21 protein-coding genes are annotated in these 20,956 nt (G+C 70.9%); 13 read left to right on the top strand and 8 right to left on the bottom strand.

The genetic code is table 11. The features are described 5' to 3' along the window. Window positions 1-57: 57 nt before the first annotated feature. Window positions 58-1,641: a leucyl aminopeptidase gene (locus tag BLP73_RS08785; RefSeq protein ID WP_090742679.1), complete on the bottom strand. Its 1,584-nt coding sequence runs from the start codon at window positions 1,639-1,641 to the stop codon at window positions 58-60. 106 nt (window positions 1,642-1,747) lie between these two features. Between BLP73_RS08785 and lptF the strand changes: the two genes are divergently transcribed. Genes lptF through rsmA form a run of 6 tightly spaced genes read left to right on the top strand, consistent with a single transcriptional unit; the run spans window position 1,748 to window position 9,714 of the window. Continuing rightward, window positions 1,748-2,878 carry an LPS export ABC transporter permease LptF gene (gene lptF, locus BLP73_RS08790; protein ID WP_090742682.1) on the top strand — a complete coding sequence of 377 codons (1,131 nt, stop codon included), beginning with the start codon at window positions 1,748-1,750 and terminating at the stop codon, window positions 2,876-2,878. Beyond that, entirely contained in the window at window positions 2,875-3,981 is a 1,107-nt protein-coding gene (lptG, locus tag BLP73_RS08795; RefSeq protein ID WP_090743109.1) for an LPS export ABC transporter permease LptG, read from the top strand. Before lptF ends, lptG begins: the two co-directional genes overlap by 4 nt. A 2-nt stretch (window positions 3,982-3,983) precedes the next feature. Further along, window positions 3,984-6,488 (top strand): LPS-assembly protein LptD, encoded by a 2,505-nt coding sequence (locus BLP73_RS08800; protein ID WP_090742687.1) that lies wholly within the window; start codon window positions 3,984-3,986, stop codon window positions 6,486-6,488. Between the two features lie 31 nt (window positions 6,489-6,519). After that, the gene (locus BLP73_RS08805) at window positions 6,520-7,794 is read left to right on the top strand and encodes a peptidylprolyl isomerase (RefSeq protein WP_090742690.1); all 1,275 of its coding nucleotides are present in this window, start codon (window positions 6,520-6,522) and stop codon (window positions 7,792-7,794) included. Further along, window positions 7,772-8,869 (top strand): 4-hydroxythreonine-4-phosphate dehydrogenase PdxA, encoded by a 1,098-nt coding sequence (gene pdxA, locus BLP73_RS08810; protein WP_090742693.1) that lies wholly within the window; start codon window positions 7,772-7,774, stop codon window positions 8,867-8,869. The genes BLP73_RS08805 and pdxA overlap by 23 nt, the downstream gene beginning before the upstream one ends. After that, window positions 8,866-9,714 (top strand): 16S rRNA (adenine(1518)-N(6)/adenine(1519)-N(6))-dimethyltransferase RsmA, encoded by an 849-nt coding sequence (gene rsmA / locus BLP73_RS08815; RefSeq protein WP_090742696.1) that lies wholly within the window; start codon window positions 8,866-8,868, stop codon window positions 9,712-9,714. The genes pdxA and rsmA overlap by 4 nt, the downstream gene beginning before the upstream one ends. 68 nt (window positions 9,715-9,782) lie before the next feature. On the opposite strand, the gene BLP73_RS08820 is transcribed toward rsmA, so the two are convergent. The 4 genes from BLP73_RS08820 to speB all read right to left on the bottom strand — a co-directional run bounded on the left by BLP73_RS08820 (window position 9,783) and on the right by speB (window position 13,896). Beyond that, a complete protein-coding gene (locus BLP73_RS08820) occupies window positions 9,783-10,748 on the bottom strand; it encodes a DUF4167 domain-containing protein (protein ID WP_090742699.1) in 966 nt (321 codons plus the stop codon). A gap of 261 nt (window positions 10,749-11,009) precedes the next feature. Further along, complete coding sequence (gene prmC / locus BLP73_RS08825) at window positions 11,010-11,834, bottom strand: peptide chain release factor N(5)-glutamine methyltransferase (RefSeq protein ID WP_090742702.1); 825 nt, start codon at window positions 11,832-11,834, stop codon at window positions 11,010-11,012. Continuing rightward, the gene (prfA, locus tag BLP73_RS08830; RefSeq protein ID WP_090743112.1) at window positions 11,831-12,883 is read right to left on the bottom strand and encodes a peptide chain release factor 1; all 1,053 of its coding nucleotides are present in this window, start codon (window positions 12,881-12,883) and stop codon (window positions 11,831-11,833) included. Before prfA ends, prmC begins: the two co-directional genes overlap by 4 nt. A gap of 41 nt (window positions 12,884-12,924) precedes the next feature. Continuing rightward, window positions 12,925-13,896: an agmatinase gene (gene speB, locus BLP73_RS08835; RefSeq protein WP_090742704.1), complete on the bottom strand. Its 972-nt coding sequence runs from the start codon at window positions 13,894-13,896 to the stop codon at window positions 12,925-12,927. Between the two features lie 286 nt (window positions 13,897-14,182). Here speB and rpsF point away from each other — a divergent pair, with 286 nt between their 5' ends. The 4 genes from rpsF (at window position 14,183) to bmt (ending at window position 16,637) form a co-directional block, all read left to right on the top strand. Beyond that, window positions 14,183-14,644 (top strand): 30S ribosomal protein S6, encoded by a 462-nt coding sequence (gene rpsF / locus BLP73_RS08840; RefSeq protein WP_090742707.1) that lies wholly within the window; start codon window positions 14,183-14,185, stop codon window positions 14,642-14,644. 12 nt (window positions 14,645-14,656) lie between these two features. Then, on the top strand, window positions 14,657-14,884 hold the full coding sequence (rpsR, locus tag BLP73_RS08845) for a 30S ribosomal protein S18 (RefSeq protein WP_042247758.1): 228 nt from the start codon (window positions 14,657-14,659) through the stop codon (window positions 14,882-14,884). Between the two features lie 13 nt (window positions 14,885-14,897). Further along, window positions 14,898-15,482 (top strand): 50S ribosomal protein L9, encoded by a 585-nt coding sequence (rplI, locus tag BLP73_RS08850; protein WP_090742710.1) that lies wholly within the window; start codon window positions 14,898-14,900, stop codon window positions 15,480-15,482. Between the two features lie 165 nt (window positions 15,483-15,647). After that, window positions 15,648-16,637 (top strand): betaine--homocysteine S-methyltransferase, encoded by a 990-nt coding sequence (gene bmt, locus BLP73_RS08855; RefSeq protein ID WP_090742713.1) that lies wholly within the window; start codon window positions 15,648-15,650, stop codon window positions 16,635-16,637. On the opposite strand, the gene BLP73_RS08860 is transcribed toward bmt, so the two are convergent. Beyond that, a complete protein-coding gene (locus BLP73_RS08860; RefSeq protein ID WP_090742715.1) occupies window positions 16,634-17,713 on the bottom strand; it encodes a PA0069 family radical SAM protein in 1,080 nt (359 codons plus the stop codon). The genes bmt and BLP73_RS08860 overlap by 4 nt on opposite strands. 94 nt (window positions 17,714-17,807) lie before the next feature. Here BLP73_RS08860 and yghU point away from each other — a divergent pair, with 94 nt between their 5' ends. After that, window positions 17,808-18,668, top strand: a complete 861-nt coding sequence (gene yghU, locus BLP73_RS08865) for a glutathione-dependent disulfide-bond oxidoreductase (RefSeq protein WP_090742718.1) — start codon at window positions 17,808-17,810, stop codon at window positions 18,666-18,668. Window positions 18,669-18,798: 130 nt separating this feature from the next. Here yghU and ilvC read toward each other — a convergent pair whose 3' ends face one another. After that, window positions 18,799-19,821: a ketol-acid reductoisomerase gene (gene ilvC, locus BLP73_RS08870; protein WP_090742721.1), complete on the bottom strand. Its 1,023-nt coding sequence runs from the start codon at window positions 19,819-19,821 to the stop codon at window positions 18,799-18,801. A gap of 123 nt (window positions 19,822-19,944) precedes the next feature. On the opposite strand from ilvC, the gene BLP73_RS08875 reads away from it, so the two are divergent. Together BLP73_RS08875 and BLP73_RS08880 are read left to right on the top strand one after the other, a co-directional pair. Continuing rightward, on the top strand, window positions 19,945-20,400 hold the full coding sequence (locus BLP73_RS08875; protein ID WP_090743115.1) for an Lrp/AsnC family transcriptional regulator: 456 nt from the start codon (window positions 19,945-19,947) through the stop codon (window positions 20,398-20,400). Beyond that, on the top strand, window positions 20,397-20,858 hold the full coding sequence (locus tag BLP73_RS08880; RefSeq protein ID WP_090742724.1) for an Lrp/AsnC family transcriptional regulator: 462 nt from the start codon (window positions 20,397-20,399) through the stop codon (window positions 20,856-20,858). Before BLP73_RS08875 ends, BLP73_RS08880 begins: the two co-directional genes overlap by 4 nt. Window positions 20,859-20,860: 2 nt before the next feature. Here the strand turns inward: BLP73_RS08880 and BLP73_RS20035 are convergent, their stop codons facing one another. After that, window positions 20,861-20,947 carry a small membrane protein YohP gene (locus BLP73_RS20035; RefSeq protein WP_139165924.1) on the bottom strand — a complete coding sequence of 29 codons (87 nt, stop codon included), beginning with the start codon at window positions 20,945-20,947 and terminating at the stop codon, window positions 20,861-20,863. Window positions 20,948-20,956: the final 9 nt, after the last annotated feature.

Below are 20,956 nucleotides of genomic sequence, written 5' to 3' on the forward strand. Positions count from 1 at the left end.
CGCGATAGTCGCGACCATGGCGTCAAGCCCCGCGCCGGGGCGCGGGGCTTGACGCCATCACTTTTCCTCGAACCGGTCGCGGACGAGGCGGTCCAGGGTCATGACGCCCCAGCCGGTCGCGCCCTTCGGGGCAAGGTCGGTAGCCGAGGGCGGCAGCGCCACGCCGGCGATGTCGATATGCGCCCAGGGCTGGTCCTTCTTGATGAAGCGCTGGAGGAACTGGGCCGCGGTGATCGAGCCTGCCGCGCGGCCGCCGGTGTTCTTGATGTCGGCGAGGCGCGACTTGATCAGACTGTCATAGCCGGGGCCGAGGGGCAGGCGCCAAGCGCCCTCGCCCTCGGATTTCGCGGCGGCGAGGATCTGGTCGGCCAGCGCGTCGTCGTTCGAGAAGACGCCGGCATTGTCATGGCCCAGCGCGATGATGACGGCGCCGGTCAGCGTCGCGAGGTCGATCACCGCCTTCGGCTTGTAGGTCTCCTGCGCGTACCAGAGCACGTCGGCCAGCACGAGGCGGCCCTCGGCGTCGGTGTTGATCACCTCGATCGTGTCGCCCTTCATCGACTTCACGATGTCGCCGGGGCGCTGGGCCTTGCCGTCGGGCATGTTCTCGACCAGCCCCACGAGGCCGACCACGTTGGCCTTCGCACGGCGCAGGGCGAGGGCGCGCATCACGCCCGCGACGACGCCGGCGCCGCCCATGTCCATCGTCATCTCCTCCATCCCGGCGGCGGGCTTAATCGAGATGCCGCCGGTGTCGAAGACGACGCCCTTGCCGACAAGCGCCAGCGGCGCCTCGTCGCCGCCGCCCATCCAGCGCATCACGACGACCTTGGAGGGGGATTCGCTGCCCTGCCCCACGGCCAGAAGCGCGCGCATGCCGAGGCGGGCCAACTCGTCCTCGTCCAGCACCTCGACCTCGAGCCCGATCTCCTGCATGGCCAGCAGCCGGTCGGCGAAGTCCGAGGTGGTCAGGACGTTGGCAGGCTCGTTCACCAGGTCGCGGGTGAAGAAGACGCCCTCGGCCACGGCGGCGGCGTGGCTGGCATGGCGGGCCAGCGCCTCGGGGTCCTTGACCATCACGGTGACGCTCGCCTTGGCGCCGATCGGCGCGGAGGCGCTGTCGGGCAGGTCGTCGGCCTGCGCGTCCGCGGTGACGGCGGTCTGCGGGTCGGCATTCGCCTCGGGGATCGGGGCGCCGCCCTGGGCGGGCGCGTCGGCGGCTTCCTCGGGATGGGTCTTGTAGGCGTCGAAGTCGTAGGCGCGCAGCGCGAGGCCGAAGGCCAGCTCGCCCGCCTGCTTGTGGTTTCCGGCGTAAACCAGCGTGTGGGTCTTGCCGAGCTTGGCGCCGAGGGCGGCGCCGGCCTTGCGGGCCTCGGCCTGGCTGGCGCCCTGCGGCAGGTGGACGAGGACCAGCGCCTCGGCCTTCATGCCGGCGGGGAAGGCCAGTTCCATGACGGCGCCGGCCTTCAGCGCCTGCCCCGCCTTGGAGGCTAAAGCACGGGTGGCGGCATCGCGGGCGGTGCGCGGCAGGCCGGTGGGCAGGCGGCCCGGATCGGTCAGGACAAGGGCGACACGGCCCTCGTGCTCGGCCAGTCTGTCGGTTTGGATTTCGGTGAAGCTGATTTCGACGGGCTGCGTCATGGACCATTCCTCGCATCTTTCCCGGCGAGCCTAGCCCCGCCTTCCGGCCTTTTCCAGAGCCGCCCTTGGCGATAAGCAGGGCACGACGCAGCCCTCAAGGCCCTTCATGCCCCGGATCGACCGCTACATCCTGACCCAGCTGCTGACGCTGTTCGGCTTTTTCGCGCTGGTGCTGGTGTCGGTCTACTGGATCAACCGCGCCGTCAGCCTGTTCGACAACCTCTTGAACGACGGCCAGACGGCGCTGGTGGTGCTGGAGTTCACGGCGCTGACCCTGCCTATCGTCATCGCGACGGTCCTGCCGGTCGCGGCCTTCACGGCATCCGCCTACGGCACCAACCGGCTGTCGGGGGAATCCGAGCTGGTGGCGATGCAGGCGGCGGGGCTGTCGCCGTTTCGGCTGGCGCGGCCGGTCCTGGTCTTCGGGATCACGGTGGGGCTGATGGTCGCGGTGCTGGTCCACGGGCTTGTCCCGATGGCGCGGGCGCGGCTGGCCGACCGGCAGGCCGAGATCGCCGAGAACGTGACCGCGCAGTTCCTGCGGCCGGGCTCGTTCCAGTACCCGGCCTCGGGCGTCACGCTGTTCATCCGCGACATCGCGCAGGACGGGCGGCTCCTGGACCTGTTCATCGAGGATGCGCGAAATCCGCTGAGCCGCACGATCTATTCCGCGGAAGAGGCGCTGGTGGTGCGGGCGGACACGGGGCCGGTGCTGGTCCTGCTGGAGGGGGCGGCGCAGAACCTGCGGCTGGAGGGGACCGAGCCGCGCCTGTCGGTCACGCGCTTCGCCGAGTTCTCCTATGACATCGGGGCGATGATCGGCGGGCGGTCCGAGCGGGGGCGCGATTTGCGCGACTACGGCACGCTGGACCTGCTGGACCCGGACGAGGCGCTGCTGGCCGCCACCGGGGCCAGTCCGGGCGCCGCCCGGGCCGAGGCGCATGAGCGGATCGCGCAGCCGCTTCTGTCGCCCGTGGCCGCGATGATCGGCTTTGCCATGCTGATGCTGGGCGGCTTTTCCCGCTTCGGGGTCTGGCGGCAGGTGGGCTGGGCGATCCTGGGGCTGATCCTGGTGCAGTTCCTCAGCAACGCCGCGGCGAACCAGGTGGGGCGCAATCCGGGCCTCTGGCCGCTGCTCTACGTGCCGGCGCTGGCGGGGGCGGCGCTGTCTATTCTGGTCCTGTGGCTGGCGGGCCGGCCGCGCGGGCCGCGCCGCGCGCGGGAGGCGGCGCGATGATCCTGGCCCGCTACGTCGCCCGGCGCTTCCTTCGCAGCTTCCTGCTGATCGCGGGCGTCTTCCTGATGATCCTGTTCCTCATCGACATGATCGAGATGATCCGCCGCTTCGCCGCCCGCGACATCGGCCTTTCGGGCGCGGCGACGCTGGCCGGGCTGAACGTCGCCGGCAGCTTCTACGCCATCCTGCCGCTGATCACGGTCCTGTCGGGCATCGCGCTGTTTCTCGGGCTTGCCCGCAGCTCGGAGATGGTGGCGATCCGCGCCTCGGGCCGCTCGGCCATCAAGGTCATCGCGGCGCCGGCCGTGACGGCGGCGCTGGTCGGCGTGCTGGCCGTCGCGCTGCTCAACCCCTTGGTGGCCGCGACCGGGCAGATCTTCGACGACCGCGTCTCCGAGATCGACCGCGCCGGGCGGCAGACCGTCAGCGTCGGCGACAGCGTCGTCTGGCTGCGCCAGGCGGTGCTGGAGGACGGGCGTGAATCCGGGCAGATTGTCATCCGCGCCCGCCGCACCTCGCCCGATGCCACCACGCTCTACGACGCCAGCTTCCTGATCTTCGAGGGCGCCGGCCCGGTCCGCCGCATCGAGGCCCGCGAGGCGCGGCTGGAGCCGGGGCGCTGGCAGCTGAGCGAGGTGCGCGACTACCCGCTGGACGCGCCGAACCCGCAGGCCGAGATGATGCGGCACGAGACGCTGCGCCTCGCCTCGGACCTGACGGCGCAGCGCATCCGCGAGGGCTTCGGCCGCCCCGAGGCGGTGCCGGTCTGGCAGCTGCCCGAGTTCATCGCCGGGCTGGAGCGGGCGGGCTTCTCGGCCGCGCGCCACCGGGTCTGGCTGCAGACCGAACTGGCGCGGCCCTTCCTGATGGCGGCGATGATCGTCATCGCGGCGGCCTTCACCATGCAGCACGTGCGCGGCCGCAACACCGGCGGCGCGGTGCTTCTGGCCTTCGGCGCGGGGATCGCGCTGTTCTTCCTGCGCAACCTGGCGCAGGTTCTGGGGGACAACGGTCAGATCACGCCCCTGATGGCCGGCTGGACGCCGCCCCTGGTGGGGGCGCTTCTGGCCTTCGCGCTGATCCTGAAACGGGAGGACGGATGAGCATGGCCCCAAGACCCGCAGCGCCGCCGAGGCGGGCGAAGGCGGCGGCGAGGGAGGCGGCGGCGGTCTCGGCGCTGCTGGCCGCGCTCAGCGCGACCGGCCCCGCGGCCGCGCAGGACCTGTTCGGCACCGGCAGCGCGCGGCCCGTCACCGACCTGACCGGCGCCCCCCTCAGCGGCGCGCCGCTGCCCGGCACTTCGGTGACGCAGGGCAGCGGCGCGGCCCTCGCGCCGACGGCGCCGCAGCTCGGCTCGGCCCCGCTCGGGGACGGCACGCCGGCCCAAGCCGATCCCGCCACGGCCGCGCCGGATGCGCGCGTGACCCTGCCCACCGCCGGCACGCCGGATCGGGGCGGGGCGGCCACGGTGCTGGCCGACAACGTCTCGCTGCAAGAAGACCGCACCCTGATCGCCGCCGGCGGCGTCGTCGTCTGGTACCAGGGCACGCGGCTTGTCGCCTCGCGCATCCTGGTGGACGGCGCGAGCGGCGCGCTGACCATCGAGGGGCCGATCCACCTGTCGCGCCCAGGCGCGGCGGCGGGTGCCGGGGCTGGCGCAGATGCCGGCGCCGGCCCGGACCCCGAGGCGATCCTGATCGCCGAGGCGGCGCAGCTCGACCGCGAGCTTCAGGACGGCATCATCCGCGGCGCCCGCATGGTCATCGCGCGCGAGTTGCAGCTGGCCGCGACCGAGGCCACGCGCAGCGGCGGCGGGCGCATCACGCAGCTGCGCAACGTCGTCGCCTCGTCCTGCCAGATCTGCGCCAGCGATCCCTCGCCCCTGTGGGAGATCCGCGCCCGCTCGATCACCCATGACGCCGAGACGCGGCTGATCGCCTTCGAACGCCCGCAATTGCGCGCCTTCGGCATCCCCGTCGCCGCCGCACCCTTCACGATCACCGCGCCGGACCCGACCGTCTCGCGCGCCAGCGGCTTCCTGCGGCCCAGTATCCGCACGACCTCGGGCCTCGGCTTCGGGATCAAGGTGCCGTATTTCCAGACGCTCGGCGATCATGCCGACCTGACCATCACGCCCTACCTGTCGCTGGACCGGACCCGCACGCTGGAGCTGCGCTACCGCCACGCCTTCACGAACGGCGCGACCGAGTGGCACGGCGCGATCAGCCGCGACGACCTGCGCCCCGGCGAGACGCGCGGCTACGTCTTCGGCACCGCGCGCGTCGATCTGCCGCGCGACTACCGGCTCGGGGTGCAGGTGCAGGCGGCCTCGGACCGGGCCTATCTGCTGGATTACGGCATCAGCGACGCCGACCGCCTGTGGAGCGGCGTGACGCTGGAGCGCGTGCGGCCCGACAAGCTGTTCTGGGGCCGGGCGGGCAACTACCATTCGCTGCGCGAGGACGAGGACAACGCGACCTCGCCCGCACAGGTGGCCGACGTCCTCTGGCAGCGGCGGATGCGCCCGGCGCTGATCGGCGGCGAGGCGCTGCTGGAATGGTCGGTCCATGCCCATCGCCGCCCCTCGAACCTGCGGGCCGGCGCGGACGTGCTGATCGGGCCGCTGGACGACTATCCGGCCGGGCGCGACGTCGCGCGCGCCTCGGTCGGCCTCGACTGGCGGCGCAGCGAGATCCTGCCGGGCGGCGTGGTCGCCGCGGGGCTGGCCGGGCTCGACGCCGACATCTATCGCATCCTGCAGGACGACCGCTTCGACAGCGTGGTCGGCCGCCTCGACCCGATGATCGGCGCCGAACTGCGCTGGCCGCTGGCCACGGTACAGGCCGGCGCGACGCACATGGTCGAGCCGGTGCTGCAGGTCCTCTACTCGCCGCCGGGCCGGGACGACGAGATCCCGAACGAGGACAGCCGCCTGATCGAGTTCGACGAAGGGAACCTCTTTTCCGACAACCGCTTTCCGGGCTGGGACGCGCGCGAGACGGGGCTCAGGGCCAATCTGGGCGTGACCTGGACGCGGCTCGACCCGACCGGCTGGTCGCTTGGGCTGACCGGTGGGCGGGTGCTGCGGGCCCGCGACCCCGACGGGTTCTCGGCCGCGGCGCCGCTGGCGGGAAGTGCCTCGGACTGGCTGCTCGCGGCGCATTACGACAGCGGCACCGGGCTCGCCGTCGCCAACCGCGCGCTGTTCGGCGACGACCTTGCCGTCTCGCGCAACGAGCTGCGGCTCGGCTGGCTCAGGCCGGACCTGCAGATCTCGGCCGGGCATCTGTGGATCGACAGCGACGAGTTCGAGGGCCGCGAGGCCGACACGAGCGAGCTGGCCGCCACCGTCGGCTGGCAGATCGCGGACGGCTGGTGGGGCACGGCCGAGACGCGCTACGACTTCACCGCGGACCGCGCGCAGCGGGCGCGGCTGCAGGTGGCCTATCGCAACGAATGCGTGACCCTCGAGACGGGCATCTCGCGCCGCTTCACCAGTTCCGATACGGTGCGGCCGGAAACCAGCCTCGACCTGTCGGTCCGCCTCGGCGGCTTCGGCCGGCAGGAGGCGGGACCGGGCACGGTGGCGCGGCGAAGCTGCATGCGCTAGGGTCTGGGCAACAAGGTCAAGAGGGCAGCAGATGCGGCACATCCTATCGGGTCTGGTTCTGGCGACGGCGCTCGGGCTCTCGGTCCCCGCCCCGGCCGCGGCGCAGAACCTGTTCGCGCCGGTGGTCTACGTCAACGACAGCGTGGTCACCCGCTACGAGGTCGACCAGCGGATGCGCTTCATGCAGCTGATCGGCGCACCCGGGACCGACGCCCGCGCCGCCGAGGACGCGCTGATCGACGATCGCCTGCGCGTGCAGGCCGCCCGCCAGATCGGCGTCGAGATCACCCCCGAGGGGCTGCAGGCCGGGATGGAGGAATTCGCCGGCCGCGCGGGCCTCGACGCCGCCAGCTTCATCGCCCGGCTCGAGGCGCAGGGGATCGAGCGCGGCGTCTTCCGCGACTTCATCGAGGCCGGCACCGTCTGGCGCGAGGTGGTGCGCGCGCGCGTGCTGCCGCAGGTGAACGTCCCCGATGCCGAGGTCGAGCAGGAGCTGCGCCGCGTCATCGAGACCCCGATCATCGACCGCGTCGCCCTGTCCGAGATCATCATCCCCGCCCCTCCGGGCCAGGAGGCGCAGGCCCTGGCCCTGGCCGAGCAGATCGTGGCCGGCGCCACCTCCGAGGCGGCCTTCGCCGCTGCCGCGCGGCAGTATTCGGCCGTCCCCTCGGCGCAGGCGGGCGGGCGGCTGGAAACGGTCGCGCTGGACAACCTGCCGCCCTCGCTGCGCCCGATCATCACCGCGCTGCAGCCGGGCCAGGCGACGCAGCCCCTGACGGTCGAGGGGGCGGTGGTGATCTTCTTCCTGCGCGACGCCCAAGGCACGCTGCGCCCCGGCGCGCGCGAGCAGCAACTCGAATGGCTGAGCCTGCGCCTCGCCTCGGCCGCCGAGGCCGCCCGGCTCGTCCAGGTGGTGCGCAACTGCGACGACCTCTACGTGCAGGCCGGCGAGGCCGCCCCGCAGGTCCGCCGCCAAAGCGCGACCCAGGGCGTCATCCCGACGCTGGTGGGCGCGCGCCTCGCCTCGCTCGACCCGGACGAGGCCGGGGTGATCCCCGCGCCGGACGGCACGGCCGAGCTGGTGATGCTCTGCTCGCGCCAGCCGGCGCTGGCGGCGCAGCCGTCCGAGGATGCGCTGGTGCTGGACGAGGGCGAGCTGGAAGGCACGGCCGAGGAGGCGCCGGTCGCCGGCGATCTGCCGGGCCGCGGGCAGGTCCGCGACCAGCTCTTCAACCGCAAGATCAACACGGCGGCGGACAACCTGCTGGCCGACCTGCGCGCCAATGCCGTCATCCGCCGGCCCTGATCCGGTGGCGCGCATCCTCCTGACCTGCGGCGAGCCCGCCGGCATCGGCCCGGAACTCGCCCCCCTCGCGCTGGCCGCGGGTGTGGACTTCGCCTTCCTCGGCGATCCCCGCCACCTGCCCGGCAGCTGCGCCGTCACCGAGATCGCCGTCCCTGGCGATCCCGTCCCGCCCGGCCACCTGCCGGTGATCCGCCACGACTTCCCCGCCCCGCGCGTGCCGGGCCGTCCCGACCCGGCCAACGCGCAGGCCGTGATCGACGTGATCGCCCGCGCCGTCCGGCTGGTCATGGCCGGCGAGGCGGCGGCGCTGACCACCCTGCCGATCAGCAAGCAGGCCCTGCAGGAGGGCGCGGGCTTTCCCTTTCCCGGCCATACCGAATACCTCGCCCATCTCGCCGGCGACGTGCCCGTGGCGATGATGCTCGCCTCGACCACGGTGACGCCCCCCTGCCGCACCGTGCCCGCGACGATCCACATCCCGCTTCAGGACGTCCCCGCCGCCCTGACCGAGGGCGCGCTGGAACAGGCCATTCGCCTTACCCATGCCGCCCTCATCCGCGACTTCGGCATCCCCGCCCCCCGCATCGCGGTCGCCGGCCTCAACCCCCATGCCGGCGAAGGCGGCCGCATGGGCGATCAGGAAACCGCGATGATCGCCCCCCTCCTAGACCGCCTGCGCGCCGAGGGCCTCCACGTCGCCGGTCCCCTTCCCGCCGACACCATGTTCCACGCCCCCGCCCGCGCCGGCTACGACGCCGCCGTCTGCGCCTATCACGACCAGGCGCTGATCCCGATCAAGACGCTGGACTTCGCGGGCGGGGTGAACGTCACGCTCGGCCTGCCGTTCATCCGCACGTCGCCCGACCACGGCACCGCCTTCGACATCGCCGGCAAGAACCTCGCCGACCCCTCCTCGACCATCGCCGCCCTCAAGATGGCCGCCGAGATGGCGCGCCACCGCCCCCTTCTTCGTTGCGAACATATCCCGGGGGGGCGGCCGCTGGTGCGCCACTGGTCCGAGGACCAGCGGACGCCGGGGGGCAGCGCCCCCCGGCCATCGCGGGACGCAACATGAGCATCGACGGCCTTCCCCCCCTGCGCGAGGTCATCGCGAACCATGACCTGCGCGCCAAAAAGCAGCTGGGCCAGAACTTCCTGCTGGACCTGAACCTGACGGCGAAGATCGCGCGGCAGGCCGGCGACCTCACCGGCTGCGACGTGCTGGAGATCGGGCCCGGCCCCGGCGGCCTTACCCGCGGGCTTCTGGCCGAGGGCGCGCGCCATGTGCTGGCGATCGAAAAAGACGCCCGCGCCCTGCCCGCCCTGGCCGAGATCGCCGCGCGCTACCCTGGTCGGCTGACGGTCATCAATGGCGACGCCCTTCAGATCGACCCGCTGGCGCACTTGACCCCGCCGATCCGCATCGCGGCGAACCTGCCCTACAATGTCGGCACCGAGCTGCTGATCCGCTGGCTGACGCCCGCAGCCTGGCCGCCCTTCTGGCAGTCGCTGACGCTGATGTTCCAGAAGGAGGTGGCCGAGCGGATCGTGGCGAAGCCCGGCTCCAAGGCCTATGGCCGTCTGGCGCTGCTGGCGCAGTGGCGGGCCGAGGCGCGGATCGTCATGTCCCTGCCGCCCGAGGCCTTCGTGCCCGCGCCCAAGGTCCACAGCGCCGTGGTCCACCTGACCGCCCTGCCCGAGCCGCGCTATCCGGCCGATCCGGCCGTCCTGTCGCAGGTCACAGGCGCGGCTTTCAACCAGCGCCGCAAGATGCTGCGGGCGGCGCTGAAGGGCCTGCATCCGCAGATCGAGGCGCTGCTCGAGGCCGCCGCCATCCCCCCCACCGCCCGCGCGGAAGAGATCGACCTCGAACGCTTCTGCGCCCTCGCCCGCAAACTTGCCACGGCGCGGACCGGCTGAGGCGCCCACTTGCCAAGAAAAAGGCCGCGGGGATGCCGCGGCCTTTTCGATTCATCTGGTCGAAGACGTCAGCCCTCGTTGCCGTTCTCGGCGGGCGCCTTGGCCTCGCCGCCCTCGGCATCGCCGGCGGCATCCGCGGCTGGCTTGCGGCGGTTGCGCGTGGCCGGGGCGCGGGGCGTCGCCGGAGCGCTGCGCGGGCGGCGGGTGCGCGGCGCCTTGGCCGGAGCCTCGGCCTCGGGCTGCGCCGTCTCGGCGCTTTCCGGCGTCATGACCGGGCCCTCGGCCTCGGACGCGTGCTCGACGGCCGGGGGCAGAGCCTCGATGGGCGCGCCCAGATCCATCTCGGGCTGGGCCGGAGCCTCGTGACGCGTCTCCTCGTGGCGAGACTCGCCGTGGCGGGACTCGTCGTGGCGGGGCGCCCGGCGCGGGGCGCGCGGCTCGGCGGATTGGTCAGGCTGCGGCTCGGAATGCTCGCGCTGCGGGCGCTGCTCGCGGAACTCGTGGCGCTGGCCACCCTCGCGCTGGCCGCCCTCGCGCTGGCCCTGCTCGCCTTGGCGCTGGTTGTCGCGGTGACCGCCCTGGCCGGCGTCACGCTGGTTGTCGCGCTGGTTGTCGCGCTGGCCATCACGCTGGCCATCGCGTTGGCCGTCCCGGCCTTGGTCGCGGCCATACGGCTCGCGTTGGCCGTTTTCGCGGTGGCCGCCATGGCCGTTGCCATTCCCGTTGCCGCCTTGGAAGCCGCCCTCATCCTCGCGCTGGCCGCCCTGATGGCCCTGGCGCTCGGCCATCTCGCGCGTCGCCTCGCCCAGCATGCGGGTGTAGTGCTCGGCATGCTGGAAGAAGCTCTGCTCGGCCACGCGGTCGCCCGAGAGCTGCGCGTCGCGGGCCAGAGTGAGGTATTTCTCGATGATCTGCTGCGGCGTGCCGCGGACCTTGCCCTCGGGGCCGGAGCTGTCGAAGACGCGGTTGACGACGTTGCCGAGCGAGCGCTGGCGGTTCGACTTGTTGCGCGAACGGGATTTGGATGATCTCATGTCTGTCTGTCGGGTTGCAGGTCGTCTGGAGGTCCAGCTGATCTGGTCGCGTTGTCGGACGGCCGGGGCGGCGATCGGTGCCTGCCCGCTCAGCCCCGCCTTGCCGATCCACGAGGCGCGATGCGCTCGGTTGGCTTTGACGTTGTCAGGCTGACCCATGCCGGGGATCATCCCCTCTGCACGCCGTCGAATAAACATGCCCTTGGGGACGTGACAAGCGAAATCGTCGCAGATCCGGGGAAATCCGCCCGAAACCGGGCGCTAGAGCGGAAATTCGGCCAGCACGACCCGGTCGCGGCCGTCCAGGTCGGGCAGCAGGCTGACCCGCGCCCCCGCCCCAGCGAAGATCGCCGCGACATCCGCGCCCTGCGTTGCGCCGATCTCGGCCAGCACCGCCCCGCCCGGCGTCAGGTGCCGCGTCGCCCCCGCCGCGATGGCGCGATAAGCCGACAGCCCGTCGCCGCCATCGGTCAGCGCCCCCTTCGGCTCCCAGTCCCGGACATCGGGCGACAGGCCCGCCATCTCGGAGGCCGCGATATAGGGCGGGTTCGAGACGATCAGGTCGAACTCGCCCGAGACGCCGTCGAACCAGTCGGCGCGGCGGAAGCGCGCATCCACCCCGATCTGGCGGGCGTTGTAGCGCGCCACCTCCAGCGCCGCCTCCGAGATGTCGGTGCCCGTCCCCTTGCTGCCCTTCCGCGCCGCCAGCAGCGAGATCAGGATCGCGCCGGTCCCGGTGCCGAGGTCCAGCGCCGTGCGCCAGGACCGTTCCAGCGCGGCCTCGACCAGCGCCTCGGTCTCGGGGCGGGGGTCCAGCGTGTCGCGGGTGACGCGGAAGCGGTGCGCCCAGAAGTCGCGATAGCCGACGATCTGCGCGACCGGCTGGTGCAGCGCACGCGCGGCGAGGCCGCGGTGGAAGCGCGCCGCCTCGTCCGCGGTCAGGTCGCGGTCGTCGGTGATCCGCAGCTGCCCCGGCTCGATCCCCAGGACCCAGGCCAGGATGCGGTCGGCGTCGCGCGCCGCGCCGGGCGTGCCGGCGGCGCGCAAGAGGGCCGCACCCTCTGCCTGGGCTTCCGTCAGGTTCATTCGGCCTCCGCCAGCCGGGCCGCCTGGTCATGGGCGGTCAGCGCATCGATGATCTCGGCGAGATCGCCCGCCATGATCCGGTCCAACGCGTAAAGCGTCAGGTTGATCCGGTGATCCGTCATTCGGCCCTGAGGAAAGTTGTAGGTGCGGATGCGCTCGCTGCGATCCCCGCTGCCCACCTGGCTCTTGCGGTCGGCGGCGCGCTCGGCATCGGCCTTGGCGCGCTCCATGTCATAGAGCCGCGCGCGCAGCACCGCCATCGCGTTGGCCCGGTTCTGGTGCTGCGACTTCTCGGAGCTGGTGACCACGATCCCGGTCGGCAGGTGGGTGATCCTGACCGCCGAATCGGTGGTGTTGACGTGCTGGCCGCCGGCGCCGCTGGCGCGCATCGTGTCGATGCGGATGTCGCCGGCGGGAATGTCGATGTCCACCTCCTCGGCCTCGGGCAGGACCGCCACGGTCGCGGCCGAGGTGTGGATGCGCCCGCCCGATTCCGTCTCGGGGACGCGCTGGACGCGGTGGACGCCGGATTCGTATTTGAGCCGGGCAAAGACGCCCTCGCCCTCGATGCGCGCCATGGCTTCCTTGACGCCGCCCAGCTCGGTCTCGGTCAGCTCCAGCATCTGGAAGCTCCAGCCCTGCGCTTCGGCATGGCGGCGATACATCGACAGCAGATCGCCGGCGAACAGCGCCGCCTCCTCGCCGCCCGTGCCGGGACGGATTTCCAGGATCGCCGGCCGCGCATCGGCGGCGTCCTTCGGCAGCAGCGCGACGCGCAGTTCCTGCTCCAGGGCGGGCAGTTCATCATTGAGCCGCGCCAGCTCGTCCTCGGCCAGGGCGCGCATCTCGGGGTCCGAGAGCATGGCGCGGGCCTCGTCCATGCCGGCACGGCCGGCGCGCCATGCCGCGATCTTCTCGGTCACGGGCTTCAGCTCGGCATATTCGCGGCTGATGCGGGCGATCTGGTCAGGAGCGGCGCCCGCGTTCAGCTGCGCCTCGAGAAACTCGAAACGCTGGACGATCTGGGACAGGCGGTCTTCGGGAAGCATGTCCAGCATCTACCGCCCGCGATAGGCGCCCACAAGCGGGCTCAGCGCCCCTCTGTGCGGCGCGTCCAGCCCCAGAGGGCGATCAGCTCCACCGCCACATGCGCCCCGGCGATCGCGGTGGCGCCGGTCGTGTCATAGGGCGGCGAGACCTCGACCACGTCGCCGCCGATCATGTCGATGCCCCTCAGCCCCCGCAGCAGCGCGGCGGCTTGCCAGCTGGCCAGCCCGCCCCAGACCGGTGTGCCCGTGCCCGGCGCGAAGGCCGGGTCCAGCGCGTCGATGTCGAAGGTGACATAGCAGGGGCGGCCGCCCACCACGTTCCGCACCCGCGCCAGCGTCGCCTCGATCCCATCCTGATGCACCGAGGGCGCGTCGAGGATCGTCACCCCGAGCATGTCCGGGTTGTCGGTCCGGATGCCGATGGACACGGAGGCTGCCGGGTCCACCAGCCCCTCGCGGATCGCCTTGTAGAGGAAGGTCCCGTGATCGATCCGCGCCGGATCGTCATCGGCCCAGGTGTCGGAATGGGCGTCGAACTGGATCAGCGCCACCGGCCCGTGCCGCGCGGCCACCGCCCGCAGGATCGGCAGCGTGATGAAGTGATCCCCGCCAAGCGTGATCGGCGCCGCCCCCGCATCGAGGATCGCCCCCAGATGCGCCTCGATCCGTCCCGGCACCTCGGCCACGGCGGCATAGTCGAAAGCCATGTCGCCGTAGTCCAGGATGCTGAACCGGCTGAACGGGTCATAGCCCCAACCATAAGGCGCATCGAAGGCCTGCAAGGTCGAGGCTTCGCGGATCGCCCGCGGCCCGAAGCGCGCCCCCGGACGGTGCGTCACCGCCTGATCGAACGGCACTCCCGTCACCGCGACATCCACCCCGCTCAGGTCCTTGCCGTAGCGCCGCCTGAGGAAGCTGACCGCCCCGCCGAAGGCGTTCTCGAAGCTCAGCCCCCGCATCTCGGCGCGGGTGAAGGCCTGGTCCACCTGCGTCTTCGCATCCTCCAGCGCCATCGCCGCCCGCTCCCTGTTGACCCGGCCCAACCTGCCGCCCCGCCCCGCCGCCGGCAAGCCCATCTTCTGTGCCCAAATATCCCGGGGGGAGTCGCGCCAGCGACGGAGGGCAGCGCCCCCCGGCCCCCGGCCCCGACCGCGCACGGCGAATCGCCTTGCATCCGCGGCCTTCGCCGCTATAACGCCTCATCCTTCCGCCGAGACCTCGCAACCGGTGCAGCCTCTCGTGACGGGTGCGGAAGGGATGGCCCGTCGATGAAATGCGCCACATGATGAAAGGATCGCCATGCCTCTTTACGAGCATGTGCTGATCGCCCGCCAGGACCTGTCGAACACGCAGGCCGAAGGGCTGATCGAACATTTCTCCACCGTGATGGCCGACAACGGCGGCAAGGTCGTGGAGCACGAGTACTGGGGTGTGCGCACCCTGGCCTACAAGATCAACAAGAACCGCAAGGGCCACTACGCCTTCCTGCGCTCGGACGCCCCCTCGGCGGCCGTGCAGGAGATGGAGCGCCTGGCCCGTCTGCACGAGGATGTCATGCGCGTCATGACCATTCGCGTCGACGAGCACCAGGAAGGCCCCTCGGTCCAGATGCAGAAGCGCGAAGAGCGCGGCGAGCGTGGCGACCGGGGCGACCGCCCGCGGGGCGACCGTGATCGCGGCGACCGTGGTGATCGCGGCGACCGCGGCGATCGTGGCGGTGACCGCGCTGATCGTGGCGGCGAACGCCGCGAGCGGAACTGAGGAGGCTGAGACATGGCGAACAAACCCTTCTTCCGCCGCCGCAAGGTCTGCCCGTTCTCGGGCGACAACGCGCCCGCGATCGACTACAAGGACACGCGCCTGCTGCAGCGCTACATCAGCGAGCGCGGCAAGATCGTGCCCTCGCGCATCACCGCCGTCTCGGCCAAGAAGCAGCGTGAGCTGGCCCGCGCCATCAAGCGCGCCCGCTTCCTCGCCCTGCTGCCCTATGTCGTGAAGTAAGGAGAGCGAAGCTATGCAAGTCATCCTGCTCGAACGCGTGGCCAAGCTTGGCCAGATGGGCGAAGTCGTGAAGGTCAAGGAGGGCTTTGCCCGCAACTACCTTCTGCCCCAAGGCAAGGCCCTGCGCGCCTCGGATGCCAACATCAAGGCGTTCGAAGGCCAGAAGGCCCAGCTCGAGACCCGCAACGCGGAATCGAAGGCCGAGGCCCAGAAGATCGCCGACAAGCTGAACGGCGAGACCTTCGTGGTCATCCGCTCGGCCTCGGATTCGGGCGCGCTCTACGGCTCGGTCACCACCCGCGACGCGGCCGATGCCGCGACCGAGGCCGGCTTCACGGTCGACCGCAAGCAGGTCGTCCTGCGCGCGCCGATCAAGGACCTGGGGATGCACGACGTCAGCGTCGTGCTGCATCCGGAAGTCGAGGCGGTCATCACGCTGAACGTCGCCCGTTCGGCCGAGGAAGCCGAGCTTCAGGCCCAGGGCAAGTCGATCCGCGACCTTCAGGCCGAGGCCGATGCCGAAGCCGAGTTCGAGATTTCGGAGCTGTTCGACGACATCGGCGGCGCCGATGACGGCGAAGGCGACCGCGACCGGTAACACCGCCGCGACATCGTGACCAAATCAGCCGCGCCGGGAAACCGGCGCGGTTTTTCGTTCGTTCATGATCAAAATTGTATTGCAGGCGCAGCACGGCTTATCATGGACCTGATGATTGGAACGCCGAGGACGGATCTAACCGTCCCGCAGGTGAAGGATGTGGCGATGACGGACGCCCTGAGTGAGCTGCTCGCCACCCGCCCCTGGGTGCTGGCGGATGGCGCGACCGGCACGTCGCTGATGAACATGGGCCTCGCCCCCGGCACCCCGGCCGAGCTGTGGAACGTCACGCAGCCGGACCGCATCCGCGCGCTGCACCAGGGCGCGGTCGAGGCCGGCTCGGACCTCTTTCTGACCAACAGCTTTGGCGCCAATGCCAGCCGCCTGCGCCTGCACGGCCTGACCGCGCGCGTGGGTGAGCTGAACCGCGCCGCCGCCGAGATCGGCCGCGAGGTCGCGGACGCGTCGGGCCGGCGCGTGATCGTCGCCGGCAGCATGGGTCCGATCGGCGAGATCATGGCCCCGATGGGCAGCCTGACCCATGCCCGCGCCGTGGAGATGTTCCTCGAGCAGGCCGAGGCGTTGCGCGACGGCGGCGCCGACATCCTGTGGGTCGAAACCCTCAGCTCGCTGGAAGAGCTGAAGGCCGCCGCCGAGGCCGCGCAGCGCGCGGGCATGCCCTGGTGCGGCTCGCTCAGCTTCGACACGATGGGGCGCACGATGATGGGCGTGACCCCGGCGCAACTGGCCTCGGCCGTCGAGCGCCTGCCGAACCCGCCCGTCGCCTATGGCGCCAATTGCGGCGTCGGCGCCTCGGACCTCTTGCGGACGATGGCGGCGCTGGTCGCCTCGGGCAACGAGCGGCCGCTGATCGCCAAGGGCAATGCGGGCGTGCCGCGGCTGGAGGACGGGCACATCCATTACGACGGCACGCCCGAACTGATGGCCGACTATGCCTGCCTCGCCCGCGACATGGGCGTGCGCGTGATCGGCGGCTGCTGCGGCACGATGCCGGCCCATCTTCGCGCCATGCGCGACGCGCTCGAGAGCCGCCCCGCCGGCCCCCGCCCGACGCTGGAGAAGATCACCCAGCTTCTGGGCGCCTTCTCCAGCACCGGCGAGGACAGCCTGACCATCGGCCGCCGCCGCCACTAGAAGAGCGACAGCTGGTCCCCGGCCGTGGGCGGGGCCCCGAAGCGCGTGCAGTCGAGCGCGGGGCTGCCTTCGGCATAGCCCAGCCGCCTGCGGACCAGCCGGAAGCGCTGAAGGGCCAGCTGCGCCTCGACGCCCTCGCCCTTGAAGCGGTGCCCGAAGCGCGGGTCGTTGTCCCGCCCGCCGCGCATGGCCTGGACCCGGTTCATGATGTGCGCCGCCATGCCCGGCCGGTGCCGCTCCAGCCAGTCGCGGAAGAAGGGGGCGACCTCGAAGGGCAGGCGCAGGGGGATCATGCTCGCGGTCGTCGCGCCCGCGTCCCGCGCGGCCGTCATGATCGCCTCGATCTCGGGCTCGGTCAGGACCGGGATGATGGGCGCCACCATGACCCGCACGGGCACGCCCGCCCGCGCCAACTCGCGGATCATCTTCAGCCGCGTCGCGGGCGCCGGTGCCCGCGGCTCCATCGCCCGCGACAGGTCCGCGTCCAGCGTCGTCACGCTGATGCCGACCATGGCCTGGTCCTTGGCCGCCATCTCGGCCCAGAGGTCCAGGTCGCGCAGCACCGTCTGCCCCCGCGTCACCAGCGTCACCGGATGGTTCCAGTCGCGCAGGACGCGCAGGATGCCGGGCATGATCGCCAGCTTCGCCTCGATCGGCTGGTAGGGGTCGGTGTTGGTGCCGAGCGCGATGGGCGCGGGCTTGTAGGACGGCCGGGCCAGTTCCCGCGCCAGCAGCTCGGGCGCATCGGGCTTGGCGGTGATCTTCGTCTCGAAGTCGAGGCCGGGCGACAGGCCCAGATAGGAATGGCTCGGCCGGGCATAGCAATAGACGCAGCCATGCTCGCAGCCGCGATATGGGTTGATCGAGCGGTCGAAGCTGATGTCGGGCGAGGTGTTGCGGGTGATGATGCTGCGCGGCCGCTCGGTCACGACCTCGGTCCGCAACAGCGTGCTCTCCTCGGGGATGTCCCAGCCATCATGGACGCGCTCGCGCCGCTGCGCCTCGAACCGCCCCTCGGGGCGGCTGTCGGTTCCGCGCGCCTTCAGGCGCTGGTCAGGGTCACGGGGCGGCAGCATGGGGCCATTCTAGAACATTACAGGAACATCTGCCAAGCTTGATGTTCGCCCGCGCCGCCATATCTTGCAGAGCAGGCAATCAGAGGAAGACGCGATGAGCGACTACGTCCCGCCCAAGGTCTGGACCCCGAACAAGGAAAACGGCGGCCAGTTCGCCAGCATCAACCGCCCCACCGCCGGCGCCCGCTTCGAGCGCGAGCTGCCGGTCGGCACGCATCCGCTGCAGCTCTATTCGCTGGCGACGCCCAACGGGCAGAAGGTCACGATCCTGCTGGAAGAGCTGCTGGCGGCCGGTCACGACGCCGAATACGACGCTTGGCTGGTCAAGATCGGCGACGGCGACCAGTTCGGCAGCGGCTTCGTGGCGGCGAACCCCAATAGCAAGATCCCGGCGCTGATGGACCACTCGGCCTCGCCCCCGCGCCGCGTCTTCGAATCGGGCGCGATCCTGCTGTATCTGGCCGAGAAGTTCGGGGCCTTCCTGCCGACCGATCCCGCGGGCCGGACCGAGACGCTGAACTGGCTCTTCTGGCAGATGGGCTCGGGCCCCTTCATCGGCGGCGGCTTCGGCCATTTCTACGCCTATGCGCCGGAAAAGATCGAATACGCCATCGACCGCTTCGCGATGGAGGCCAAGCGCCAGCTGGACGTGCTGGACAAGCGCCTTGCCGAGACGCGCTACATCGCGGGGGACGAGTACACCATCGCCGACATGGCGATCTGGCCGTGGTACGGGCGGCTGATCCTCGGCCAAGGCTACAAGGATGCCGAGGTTTTCCTCGACGGCGCCAGCTACACGAACCTGATGCGCTGGACGCAGGAGCTCGCCGCACGGCCGGCCGTCAGGCGCGGCATCATGGTCAACAAAATGAACGGCGAGCCCTCCGAGCAGCTGCACGAGCGGCACGATGCGTCGGACTTCGAGCTGCGGACGCAGGACAAGCTGGAAAGCTGAAAAAGAAGGGGGGCGCTGCCCCCCGTCCTTCGGACTCCCCCCCGGGGATATTTGACGACCGAAGCTGGCCTGCTTTGGTCTTCAAGTATCCCACGGGGGTCCGGGGGTGTGAAACCCCCGGTCCGGCGCCTCAGTTGCGCGCGCGGTCGACCATCTTGCCCTTGGAGATCCACGGCATCATCTCGCGCAGCTTTGCGCCCACCTGCTCGATCTGGTGCTCGTCGTTGATGCGGCGCGTCGCCTTGAACGAGGGCTGGCCCACAGAATTCTCCTGCATGAAGTCGCGGACGAACTTGCCGGTCTGGATGTCGCGCAGCACAGCCTTCATGCGGGCCTTCGTCTCGTCATAGGGCAGGATGCGCGGGCCGCTGACATACTCGCCATACTCGGCAGTGTTCGAGATCGAGTAGTTCATGTTCGCGATGCCGCCCTCGTAGATCAGGTCGACGATCAGCTTCACCTCGTGCAGGCACTCGAAATAGGCCATCTCGGGCTCGTAGCCGGCCTCGACCAGCGTCTCGAAGCCCATGCGGATCAGTTCGACCAACCCGCCGCAGAGGACCGCCTGCTCGCCGAAGAGGTCGGTCTCGCATTCCTCGCGGAAGTTCGTCTCGATGATGCCCGAGCGGCCGCCGCCGATGGCCGAGCAGTAGCTGAGGCCGATGTCCATGGCCTTGCCCGAGGCGTCCTGATGGACCGCGACGAGGCAGGGCACGCCGCCGCCCTTGACGTATTCGCCGCGGACGGTGTGGCCGGGGCCTTTGGGCGCCATCATGATGACGTCGACGCCGGGCTTCGGCTCGATCAGGCCGAAATGGACGTTGAGGCCGTGGGCGAAGGCGATCGCCGCGCCCTCGCGCAGGTTGTCATGGACGTATTTCTTGTAGGTCTCGGCCTGCAGCTCGTCCGGCATGGTGAACATGATCACGTCGCACCAGGCGGCGGCTTCGGCGATGCCCATGACCTTGAGGCCCTCGCCCTCGGCCTTCTTGGCCGAGGCGCTGCCCTCGCGCAGGGCGACGACGACGTTCTTGGCGCCTGAATCGCGCAGGTTCAGGGCATGGGCGTGGCCTTGGCTGCCATAGCCGAGGATCGCGACCTTCTTGTCCTTGATCAGGTTCACGTCGCAGTCGCGGTCGTAGTAAACGCGCATGGGTATCTCCTTCTTGATGGAGATGTTGTAGCGCGGCGCGGCGTTGAGGATCGTGCAAGTTCCGCGTGATCTGGCCCCTTGGCGAAAGGATCATGCCGTGGTAGCCGCTTTTCGATGAGTTTCATGCCCGACGCCACCGATCGCCGCATTCTGCGCCAGTTTCTGGCCGATCCCGAGGCGCCGAATGCCGCCTTGGCCGAGCGGGCCGGCGTGACGGCCGCCAGCCTCTGGCGGCGGCTCGAGCGGATGCGCGAGGCCGGGGTGCTGAAGGGCGTGCAGGCGCGGGTCGACTGGCGGGCGATGGGCTGGGCGGTCGAGGTGAGCTTGCGCTTCACGCTGGACAAGACGAACCCGCGCGCCTTCGACGAATTCCTCGCCGCCCTGCGCGAGGTGCCCGAGGTGATCGAGATCCAGTCCTTCCTCGGCAGCGTGGACTGGCGCGCCTCGGTCATCGCGCGGGACATGGCGCATTGGCAGCAGGTCTATCGCGACCGCATCCTGACCCTGCCCCATATTTCCGAGCTGGACGCGCTGATGCTGGTCGCCACCATCAAGGACAGCGGGGAGCTGGCGCTGTGACCGATCTGGACGCGACCGATCTGGCGATCCTGCGGCTGCTGGCCGGGGACGCGACGCGCAGCGCGGCGGATGTGGGCCGGGCGGTGGGGATCGGGCAGCCGGCGGCCTGGCGGCGGATCAGGCGGCTCACCGATGCCGGTGTGCTGGCGGGGCGGCGGGTGGTGCTGGACCCGGCCGCGCTCGGCTTCGGGGTGACGGTGTTCCTGGGGATCAAGCTGGCGGCGAAGGGCCGCACCGGGCTCGAGGATTTCGAGCGGGCGGTGACCGCCATTCCCGAGGTGCAGCTGGTCCAGCATGTGCTGGGCCAGTTCGACTATCGCCTGCGGATCACCGCCCGCGACATCAGCGATTTTGAACGGATCCTGCGGCGACGGATCATGACCCTGCCCGGCGTGGGGCAGGTCGAGGCGAACGTGATGCTGTCCGAGGAACGGCGGCCGGGGCCGCTTGGGGCCTGAGATCAGAAGATCAGCGAGAGGATCCCGATCACGACGAGAAGTCCGATGATGAAGATGATGCCGACCGCACCGCCGAGAAATCTGAGCATATGTCGCCT

Source organism: Paracoccus tibetensis (genome assembly GCF_900102505.1).
GTDB classification, from domain to species: Bacteria; Pseudomonadota; Alphaproteobacteria; order Rhodobacterales; family Rhodobacteraceae; genus Paracoccus; species Paracoccus tibetensis.